8 protein-coding genes and 7 pseudogenes are annotated in these 9,708 nt (G+C 72.7%); 9 read left to right on the top strand and 6 right to left on the bottom strand.

What is annotated here, in order from left to right:
- The 9 genes and pseudogenes from UG55_RS44760 to UG55_RS26490 all read left to right on the top strand — a co-directional run.
- Positions 1-108: pseudogene (locus UG55_RS44760) on the top strand (hypothetical protein); the annotation flags it as partial.
- 1 nt (position 109) lies between these two features.
- Positions 110-738 (top strand): annotated as a pseudogene (locus UG55_RS26515) (replicative DNA helicase); the annotation flags it as partial.
- A gap of 1 nt (position 739) precedes the next feature.
- A partial coding sequence (locus tag UG55_RS44755; protein WP_304440460.1) for a DnaB-like helicase C-terminal domain-containing protein occupies positions 740-907 on the top strand: 168 nt, incomplete at its 5' end.
- A 118-nt stretch (positions 908-1,025) separates the two neighbouring features.
- Entirely contained in the window at positions 1,026-1,163 is a 138-nt protein-coding gene (locus UG55_RS28990; protein ID WP_242425157.1) for a hypothetical protein, read from the top strand.
- A gap of 153 nt (positions 1,164-1,316) precedes the next feature.
- Positions 1,317-1,641 (top strand): antibiotic biosynthesis monooxygenase (locus UG55_RS26505; protein ID WP_242425156.1); only part of this gene is annotated, 325 nt, incomplete at its 5' end.
- A gap of 799 nt (positions 1,642-2,440) precedes the next feature.
- Positions 2,441-2,740, top strand: coding sequence for a hypothetical protein (locus UG55_RS30555; protein ID WP_206779445.1), 300 nt, complete (start codon positions 2,441-2,443; stop codon positions 2,738-2,740).
- A gap of 254 nt (positions 2,741-2,994) precedes the next feature.
- Positions 2,995-4,708, top strand: a pseudogene (ilvD, locus tag UG55_RS26495) (dihydroxy-acid dehydratase); the annotation flags it as partial.
- A gap of 1 nt (position 4,709) precedes the next feature.
- On the top strand, positions 4,710-4,848 hold a 139-nt coding region (locus UG55_RS44750; protein WP_242424764.1), incomplete at its 5' end, for a hypothetical protein.
- A gap of 963 nt (positions 4,849-5,811) precedes the next feature.
- A partial coding sequence (locus tag UG55_RS26490; protein ID WP_242425155.1) for a glycoside hydrolase family 16 protein occupies positions 5,812-6,447 on the top strand: 636 nt, incomplete at its 5' end.
- 50 nt (positions 6,448-6,497) lie between these two features.
- Here UG55_RS26490 and UG55_RS44745 read toward each other — a convergent pair.
- The 6 genes and pseudogenes from UG55_RS44745 to UG55_RS44725 all read right to left on the bottom strand — a co-directional run.
- Positions 6,498-6,910 (bottom strand): annotated as a pseudogene (locus UG55_RS44745) (L-histidine N(alpha)-methyltransferase); the annotation flags it as partial.
- Between the two features lies 1 nt (position 6,911).
- Positions 6,912-7,496, bottom strand: a pseudogene (locus UG55_RS44740) (L-histidine N(alpha)-methyltransferase); the annotation flags it as partial.
- A 210-nt stretch (positions 7,497-7,706) separates the two neighbouring features.
- Positions 7,707-7,781 (bottom strand): annotated as a pseudogene (locus UG55_RS44735) (class II glutamine amidotransferase); the annotation flags it as partial.
- Position 7,782: 1 nt separating this feature from the next.
- Positions 7,783-8,403: ergothioneine biosynthesis protein EgtC (egtC, locus tag UG55_RS26480; RefSeq protein ID WP_242425154.1), on the bottom strand; the 621-nt coding region annotated here is incomplete at its 3' end.
- 74 nt (positions 8,404-8,477) lie between these two features.
- Positions 8,478-9,302, bottom strand: a pseudogene (locus UG55_RS26475) (SUMF1/EgtB/PvdO family nonheme iron enzyme); the annotation flags it as partial.
- 21 nt (positions 9,303-9,323) lie between these two features.
- A partial coding sequence (locus UG55_RS44725; RefSeq protein WP_242425153.1) for a DinB family protein occupies positions 9,324-9,708 on the bottom strand: 385 nt, incomplete at both ends.

The raw sequence follows: 9,708 nt of genomic DNA, 5'->3' as shown, positions 1-9,708 counted from the left end.
CCGGGCCCAGGCCGCCGTCTACGAGGTGACCGAGCGGAACTCCAACGACGACTACACCCCGCTCGGTGAGCTGCTCAACCCCGCGCTGGAGGAGATCGAGGCCATCCANGGCCATGAAGGGGCGCTCACCGGTGTCCCGACCGGCTTCACCGATCTCGACGAGCTGACCAACGGCCTGCACGGCGGCCAGCTGTGGATCGTCGCGGCCCGGCCCGCCGTCGGCAAGTCCACTCTGGGCCTGGACTTCGCCCGCGCCGCGTCCATCAAGAACGGCATGACCTCGGTCATCTTCTCGCTGGAGATGAGCCGCATGGAGATCACCATGCGGCTGCTCTCCGCGGAGGCCAGGGTCTCGCTGCAGAACATCCGCACCGGCCGCCTGACCGATGACGACTGGGGGCGGCTCGCCCGCCGCATGGGTGAGGTCGCCGAGGCGCCGCTGTACATCGACGACAGCCCGCATCTGACCATGATGGAGATCCGGGCGAAGGCGCGGCGCCTCAAGCAGCGCAACGACCTGCGCCTGGTCATCCTCGACTACCTGCAGCTGATGTCGTCGCCGAAGAAGGTGGAGAGCCGCCAGCAGGAGGTCAGCGAGATCTCCCGGTCGCTGAAGCTGCTGGCGAAGGAGCTGGAGGTTCCGGTGGTGGCGATCTCGCAGCTCAACCGGGCCTCCGAGCAGCGGGCCGACAAACGGCCCCAGGTCTCCGACCTGCGCGAGTCCGGCAGCCTCGAACANGACGCCGACGCGGTCATCCTGCTGTACCGCGAGGACACGGTGGAGAAGGAGTCCGCGCGGGCCGGCGAGGCCGACCTGATCATCGCGAAGCACCGTAACGGCCCGACCGGCACCGTCACCGTCGCCTTCCAGGGGCACTACTCCCGCTTCGTCGACATGGCCAACTAGTGGCCGCGGCGCGTCACCCCGCGGAGCATGGCCGACTGGTGGTGTGTCGCCCGTGGGCACGGGCCAGGAGTGCGCCACCGGACTGAAGTCCCGGGGCTGCGGTGACAGACTGGACGCCATGAGCGTTTCCGGTGTTCCCCCGCGCGACTCCGGGGTGGTCGAGGTCGCGAGATTCGAGGTCCGGCCTGGTAGCGAGGACGAGTTCGCGGGGGCACAACTCCCGCTTCGTCCCCGCTTCGTCGACATGGCCAACTAGTGGCCGCGGCGCGTCACCCCGCGGAGCATGGCCGACTGGTGGTGTGTCGCCCGTGGGCACGGGCCAGGAGTGCGCCACCGGACTGAAGTCCCGGGGCTGCGGTGACAGACTGGACGCCATGAGCGTTTCCGGTGTTCCCCCGCGCGACTCCGNGGTGGTCGAGGTCGCGAGATTCGAGGTCCGGCCTGGTAGCGAGGACGAGTTCGCGGATGCCTACCGGCTTGTCCGCCATGAGCTGGTGACCACGCCGGGATGCCGGTCGGTCCGGATGACCCGGGGCATCGAGTCGCCGTCCCGGTTCGTGCTGTTGGTCGACTGGGACAGCCTCGAGGCGCACACCGAGACCTTCCGCGGCTCGGAGCGCTTCACCCGGTGGCGGGCGGCGCTGTCCCCGTTCTTCGCCGCGGATCCGTCGGTCGAGCACGTCGTGGCGATCGCGGACCGCCCGGGGCCGGCCACGCCGGGCCCGTCGGCATAGCGTCTTCGCGGCCGCCCGCCACCCGATGGCCACCTTCGCCGAGTACCTCGTCTTCGCGCCGCTGACCGCCGTCTTCTTCGGCTTCCTGGTGTGGCTTTTCGTCGCCGTCCTGCTTCGTAGGGTGGTCGAGCGCAGAACGCTGCGGCCGATCGTCTTCTTCGTGACCGGCTACGTCTTCATCGGCGTGCTCAGCGTCTACCAGTTGGCCCGGCACGAGGACCGGGACGCCGCGCCCTTCCTCGGCACCGCCGCCTCGCTGGTGCTCGTCGTACTGCTCCGCAGGTGGTGGCGGAGCCGGCGCGGGGGGAGGACAGTNGCGCGCTTCAACCGCCGGACGGGTCCCCAGCCGGGTTCGCGGCTCCATCCCGGATACCCGGGACACGGCGGCCAGCCGGGCTATCCGGTCCAGCCGGGCTATCCGGCGCAGCCGGGCTACCCGGTCCAGCCGGGCTACCCGGTCCAGCAGCCGCAGTCGCCGCAACCGCGGTCCGTGGGGCAGCCCGGGCAGCCCGGGCCGGACCACCGTGGCCAGCCCTTCATCCCGCCCGGTGTCCAGCCCGGCGGACCGGGCTGGACACCGGGTCTGCCCGGCGCAACCCCGACGCCGCCCGGTGCCGGCCGCCGTGCCGGCTACCCGTTCGCCGCACCACCCCCGGACGGACCCCCTGGCGTGCCCGGGTTCATCCCGCCCACCGCAGGCGAGAGCGGCCGCGGCTGGCCCGAGCGGCCGGCGGACCCGCCGGTCGGAAACCCCCCGCCGAGCCGCGCACCGGACGGAGACGGGCCCATCCGGGATGACGTGCCCACCCGGGAATCGGCTGGCCCCGCCGCCGGGAACCCCGCCGCCGGGAACCCGGTAGCCGGTGGCGGCCCAGCCGGGGAACATCCCGCCCCGGACGCGGTGGCCCGGGCCAGCGAGGAGCAACCGGACATCGACCCGACCTGGCTGGAGTTCCTCGCCACCGATCCGTCGAACCCCGCCGCTCCGCCGAATCCCGCCGCTCCGCCGAATCCCGCCGCTCCGCCGAATCCCGCCGACCCCGCGGAACCGGATGATCCGACCGCGGGTCCCGCCGGCGGCTGGACCCCTGAACGGTAAGGGCCGGCTCCCGCCGACCCGGCCGCGGCGCCGACCCGCCGGACGTGCCGGCGCCGGCGAGCCGGTAGCCTGAACGGTGGCGACCTCCGGATCGGGGCGCGCCTCGCGTGCCATCGGCCGGCTCGCCGAACCTCGGCGTCGGCGGCCGTCGTGCGGACCGTCGGCCCGGTGCCCACCCACCCGGAGCCAGGCCCGGCGTCTCCAAGCGCACCGCCCAGTGTTCCGTGCCCCGCAAGCCCAGCCCAGAGGTCAAGATGCCCGCTCTGCGTTCCCGCACCACCACCCACGGCCGCAACATGGCCGGCGCCCGCGCCCTGTGGCGGGCCACCGGCATGACCGACGACGACTTCGGCAAGCCGATCGTCGCGATCGCCAACAGCTTCACCCAGTTCGTCCCGGGCCACGTGCACCTGCGTGACCTCGGGACGATCGTCGCGGACGCGGTGGCCGGGTCGGGCGGTGTGGCCAAGGAGTTCAACACGATCGCCGTGGACGACGGGATAGCGATGGGCCACGGCGGCATGCTGTATTCGCTGCCGTCCCGGGAGATCATCGCGGACAGCGTCGAGTACATGGTCAACGCGCACTGCGCCGACGCGCTCGTCTGCATCTCCAACTGCGACAAGATCACCCCGGGCATGTTGATCGCCGCGCTGCGGCTGAACATCCCCACCGTCTTCGTCTCGGGCGGGGCGATGGAGTCCGGGCAGGCGGTGATCAACGGCGGGGTGGCCCACTCCAGGCTGGACCTGATCGACGCGATGACCGCCGCGGTGAACCCCGCCGTCAGCGACGAGCAGCTCGACACGATCGAGCGCTCCGCCTGCCCGACCTGCGGCTCCTGCTCCGGAATGTTCACCGCCAACTCGATGAACTGCCTCACGGAGGCGCTCGGCCTGGCGCTGCCGGGCAACGGGTCGGCGCTCGCGACGTCCGCCGCGCGCCGCGGCCTGTTCGTCGAGGCCGGCCGGGTCGTCGTCGACCTGGCCCGCCGGTACTACGAGAAGGACGACGAGGCCGTCCTGCCGCGTTCGATCGCGACCGCGGCGGCGTTCCGCAACGCCTTCGCGGTGGACGTCGCCATGGGCGGTTCCACGAACACTGTGCTGCACCTGCTCGCCGCGGCCGTCGAGGCCGGTGTGGACGTGACCCTCGACGACATCGACCAGATCTCCCGGTCGGTGGCCTGCCTGTGCAAGGTGGCGCCGAGCTCCACCAGCTACTACATGGAGGACGTCCACCGGGCCGGCGGGATCCCGGCGATCCTCGGTGAGCTCGACCGGGGCGGGCTGCTCGACCGTGGCGTGCACAGCGTGCACTCGGCGAGCCTGCGCGAGTTCCTCGACCGCTGGGACGTGCGCGGCGCGGACCCGTCCCCGGACGCGATCGAGCTGTTCCACGCGGCCCCGGGCGGGGTGCGCACGATCGAGCCGTTCAGCTCGACGAACCGCTGGGACCGCCTGGACACCGACGCGGAGAACGGCTGCATCCGCTCGGTCGAGCACGCCTACTCCGCCGATGGTGGTCTCGCTGTGCTCCGCGGGAATCTGGCGCCGGACGGCGCGGTGGTGAAGACCGCCGGAGTCGACGAGAGCCAGTGGACCTTCCGTGGCCCCGCCGTGGTCGTCGAGAGCCAGGAGGCCGCCGTCGACGCGATCCTGAACAAGGTCGTCAAGGCCGGGGATGTGATCATCGTCCGGTACGAGGGCCCGCGCGGCGGTCCCGGCATGCAGGAGATGCTCTATCCGACGGCGTTCCTCAAGGGCCGGGGCCTCGGGCCGAAGTGCGCCCTGATCACCGATGGCCGGTTCTCCGGCGGCCGCTCGGGCCTGTCGATCGGCCATGTCTCCCCCGAGGCGGCGCACGGCGGCCCGATCGCGCTGGTCCGCGACGGCGACATGATCGAGATCGACATCCCGACCCGGCGGCTTGAGCTGCTGGTGCCGGAGGACGAGCTCGCCGCGCGCCNGGCGGAGATCGAGGCCGGCGGCGGCTACCGCCCGGCGAACCGGGAGCGTGTCGTGTCCGCAGCGCTGCGCGCATACGCGGCGATGGCGACCTCGGCGTCGACCGGCGCGGCCCGTGACGTCCGACTCATCACAGGTTGATCACAGGACGTCTGTATATCGATCACGGGATGTATGTCATGGTGAGGGCAAATCGTCCGAAACAACCTCGGGTGACCATCTGATCACTGTTTGACCCGGATGTGATGTGGTGGTTGTTGTCGNGGTCGGGCGCGCGACCTCAGGAGACCCCGCCGCACCATGGCTCGTCACCGGAGCACCACCCAGCAGCCGCCATCGCGTCCCCGCGCGGCCCTGCCGATGCGCTCGCAACGGTCGGCGGGGCGCCAGGAGGTGCTGTCACGCCGCCAGCGTGGTCGGGAGCGCTCGGCGCGGCCGCTGGCCGCGGCGGCTGCCGTCCTGATGGCCGCGGGGGTCGCGCTTGGCTTTCTGGTCGGCGTCGACGGGGCCGGGCGCCCCCGCTCCGGGGATGGCCCGGCCCGCCTGGGCGCGGCGCCGATCGACCTCGGCCCGCCGAACGAACCCGGGAGCACGTCCTCGCCCGGCGCCGTGGACGGCACCGGCGACGGCGACCGCGCGGACGGCACCCGCACCGGCGGCTCGCCGAGCCGCCGCGGCAGCGGTTCCGCGGAACCGGGTTCGGCCTCGCCGCCGGCCGGGGACACCTCCTCCGGGACGTCGGCCGACCAGGCGTCGCCCAGCCAGGCGTCGCCCAGCCAGGGAACACGCACCGGCCGGGGGGCGGGGGCCGCGCAGGGGTCGAGCGCCGGCCGGAGCGGCGTGTCGCCGGGGGCGGCCGGGGGACTCGCCGGGGGTTCCCTCCCGACACCGGTCCGCACGCCATCCGCCGGCCCGACGACCCAGGGCACAGCCACCCAGGGCACAGCGACCACCCAGAGCGGAACAAGAACCCAGGCCGGAACGGGGACCCAGAGCGGAACGGGAGGCGACGAGGTGTCTCTGCTGTGGTCCGACGAGTTCGACGGGGCAGCCGGGGCCGCGCCCNACCCGCGCGTCTGGAGCGCCCAGACCGGCTACGGCNGNGGCGACCGCGAGATGCAGTGCTACACCACCGATCCGCGGAACCTGTCGACCGACGGACGCGGCAACCTCGTGATCTCCGCCCTGCGTGAGCCGTCCTGCGGGGGCGCGAGCTACTCGTCCGGGCGGATCGAGACGCTCGGGAAGCGCACCATGCGCTACGGCTATCTGGAAGTGCGGGCCGTGCTGCCGACGGGCAAGGGCGCCTTCCCGGCGGTGTGGATGCTCGGCGCCGACATGCCGACGGTCGGCTGGCCGGCGAGTGGCGAGCTGGACGTGGTCGAGGCCGTGTCCACCGCGCCCACCACCGTGCACACGAATGTCCACGGTGTGGATGCGGCGGGCGCCCACTGGCAGGCGACCTGGGGCCACGGCGGGATGTACGACGCCCAGGTTGACCTCGCCGCCGGATTCCACACCTACGGCCTGGAGTGGACATCCGCCATGCTGCGGTTCTACTTCGACGGCAGGCTGATCCGGACCGTCACCCGCGATCAGGTGCCCGTCTGGCTGTGGGACAGGGAGAACTACGTGATCCTGAACGTCGCGGTCAACCGGCTGGGCGAGCAGGCCACCGCGGCGGACTACCCACAGCGGATGATCGTCGACTATCTGCGGGTCTTCTCCGCGCGACCGTGACGCCCGTGCCGGGGCCGGGGCCGGGGCAGGCGCCGGGGCCGCGGCGGGGGTCAGGCCGGTACGGCCAGCGTCAGTGAGAAGTCGCCGTCCGGGTCCGTCCACTGGCGGCTCGCGGCGAGGCCGGCCGCCGCGAGTTCGGCCCGGAGGCCGTCGAGGGTGAACTTGGCGCTGATCTCGGTGCGCATCTGCTCGTCCTCGTCGAAGCGGGCGACGAGGTCGAGGGCGGGCACGCGGACCTCCTGCGGGCGGACGCTGCGCAGCCTCATCTCGATCCAGGAGTTGTCGGCGTCCCAGGCCGCCACGTGCGCGAAGCCGCGGAGGTCGAAATCGGCCCCCAGCTCGCGGTTGATCACGGAGAGCACGTTGCGGTTGAACGCGGCCGTCACGCCGGCACTGTCGTCGTAGGCCGCGACCAGGCGCCCCGTGTCCTTGACCAGGTCGGCGCCGAGCAGTAGGGCGTCACNGTCCTGGAACTGGTCACGCAGTGTGCGCAGGAACGCGGCGCGGGCGTCGGGCCGCAGGTTGCCGATCGTCCCACCGAGGAACGCCACGAGCCGGCGCTGATCGCCGCCGGTGGCCCCGGGGAGCAGGCTCAGGTGGCGCTCGAAGTCGCCGACCACGGCGTGGACGGTGATGCCGGGATAGGTGCGCAGGATCTCCTCGCCCGCCCGCAGGAGGGTCTCCTCGTCCACGTCGAAGGGAACGAACTGGAGCAATGTCCCGCCGGCGCGCAAGGCGTCCAGCAGCAGGTGGGTCTTCTCCGACGTGCCGGAGCCGAGCTCGATCAGGGTCGTCGCCGGGCAGGCGGCGGCGATCTCGGCGGCGTGTGCGGTGAGCACCGCGTGCTCGCGCCGGGTCGGGTAGTACTCGGGCAGTCGGGTGATGCGGTCGAAGAGCAGGCCGCCGGTGGCGTCGTAGAACCACTTGGGCGGCAGCTCACGCGGTCGTGCGGTGAGTCCGGCGCGCACGTCGGCGGCGAGCGAGGCGTGCCGCTCGGCCGCGGTGAGGTGGCGGTCGACGGTGAGCATTCTCCCCGTTCCGGCCGGCGANGGCGGCTCGCCGGGCGGATCGTCGTGCGGCAGGCCGCTGTGGGCACCGCTGCTGTCTGGTGTGCCGGCGAAGGTGGACCCGAGTGTCTCCCGGGCGGTGGCCGGTGTCCTGGATGTCATCGTGGGGTCCTCCGTCNACCTCGTGCGACTCACCGTAGCCGTTCTAAGNGATCAAACTACTAAGAGTGACTTTGCGTGTGTCGGCCNCCNGGAGATGTTGGTCGGGTACGTCGACCCAGCCCGACTCGTCATCATCAGGCTCACTTGTGACGAGGACGCCGGCCGNGGTCTCGCGGTAACTGAGGGTGTCCCGCCAGGTCGTCGCCACGATCTGGGTGCCGTCCGTGACGAGCAGGTTGAGCCGGGCGGGTGTGCCGTCCGGCTCGGTGAGCCCGCCCAGGGTGCGGACGACGTCCGCCACGGCGGTCGGCAGTGGCAGCCGGGACGCCCGCTCCCAGAGCAGCGCGGCGACGGCGGCGGAGTCGCAGCGCGACTCCGGTTCCGGGGCGCCGGGGCGGGCCCGCAGCTCATCCCGCGCCGCCGCGGCGTGCACCCGGCCGTTGTGGCTCATCAGCAGGGTGTCGTGGGTGAACGGCGCGGTCGCGGTCTCCTCCACCGGCATGCCGACGGTCGCGCTGCGCACCGCGGCCAGGACGCACCCCGAGCTCACCGCCCCGGCGAACGAGGCATAGGACGCGTCCGTCCACATCGGTACCGCCCGCCGGTAGCGCGCCGGCTGCGGGCGCAGGCCCGGGGCGTACCAGCCGACTCCGAAACCGTCGGCGTTGACGGTCCCGTACCGCATGCGCCGCGGTGCCCACGACTGGCGCAGCAGGCCGAAGGGCGGGTCGAGGGTGAGCGCCGCCAGCGTGCGCGGGGCCCCGAGCCAGGCCAGGTGACGGCACACGGGCGTGGGCCCCTTTCTGTACTCCGCTTTCTGTACTCCGCCGGGGCGGGCCGCGGGAACTGTTCGCGGGCCGGTCAGGGCGTGCCGGCGTCGCGGGCGAGCCGGAACCCGGCGAAGATCTGCCGGCGGATCGGGTAGTCCCAGTTGCGGAAGGTCGATCGGACGGCGCAGGGGTGGGTCGCCCACGACCCTCCGCGCAGCACCCGGAAGCGGGCCTCGGCGCCGTCTCGAGGATAGAAGACCTCGCTGTACTCCCGGTACGGGAAGGAGGCGAAACCGGGATAAGGAGTGAATTCGCTCGCGGTCCACTCCCACACGTCCCCGATCATCTGTTCGGCTCCGCAGGGGCTCGCGCCGGCCGGCCGGCTGCCGACCGCGGCCGGCCTGGCCTGCTCGTGCCCAAGGTTCGCAAGGTCCGGCGTCGGGTCGGTGTCGCCCCATGGGTACCGGCGTGAACGCCCGGTGACGGGATCATGCGCGCAGGCCTTCTCCCACTCGGCCTCGGTCGGCAGCCGCCGCCCGGCCCAGCGGGCGTGCGCCTCGGCCTCGTACCAGCAGACGTGCTGCACCGGCTCGTCCGGCGGGACGGGTTCGACCTGCCCGAACCGCCGCCGGGTCCAGGTGTTCCCGTCCCGGGACCAGAACAGCGGGGCGGTGAGGTTCTCCCGCTGGCGCCACTCCCAGCCCGCGGCCGACCAGAGCCGCTCGTCGTCATAGCCACCGTCGGCGATGAACTCCATGTGCGCCCGGTTGGTGACCGGGTACCGGCCGATGTGGAAGGCGGGCAGCGTGACCGTGTGCGCGGGCCGCTCGTTGTCGTAGGCCCACGGCTCGGTGGACGTCCCCATCGTGAACTCGCCGGCCGGGACGAGAACCTCCGCGGTGTCGTCCCGCACCCCNCCACCGGCCCGCGGGGCAGNCGTCTCCGCCAGGACGGGTGGTCCCTCGCGCAGCTGCAACGTCGCCAGCATCGTCTCGTCGTGCTGGTGCTCGTGCTGGATGACCATGCCGTACACGAAGGAACCGGACAGCAGCCTGGTCCGGTGTGGGGCCGTCGCGGCCGCGGCCGCGGCCAGGAGGCCGGGGTCCGTGGCCGTGAGGACATCCAGCGCCCGGCCGCGGACGTCCCGCAGATAGCCGCGGGCCTCCACCGGGCCGAGCAGGGGCAGCGCCGTCCGACTGGCCCGGTTGTGCCGGAACGCGTCGTAGATGTGATCAAGCCCGGGCCGCAGCTCCGTGGCGTCGCTCAGCGCCCGCAGCAGCCAGATCTCCGCGTAGTTGCCGATGTGGGCCAGGTCCCAGACC

It is taken from the genome of Frankia sp. EI5c, assembly GCF_001636565.1.
In the GTDB taxonomy this organism is placed as follows: Bacteria; Actinomycetota; Actinomycetes; order Frankiales; family Frankiaceae; genus Parafrankia.
Note: the sequence above shows the minus strand (reverse complement) of the source record. Positions and strands in the feature narration are given on the sequence as shown.

Excerpts from the sequence above, each read along its gene's own strand:
- UG55_RS28990 (WP_242425157.1), top strand. The coding sequence starts at position 1,026 with ATGAGCGTTTCCGGTGTTCCCCCGCGCGACTCCGGGGTGGTCGAGGTC.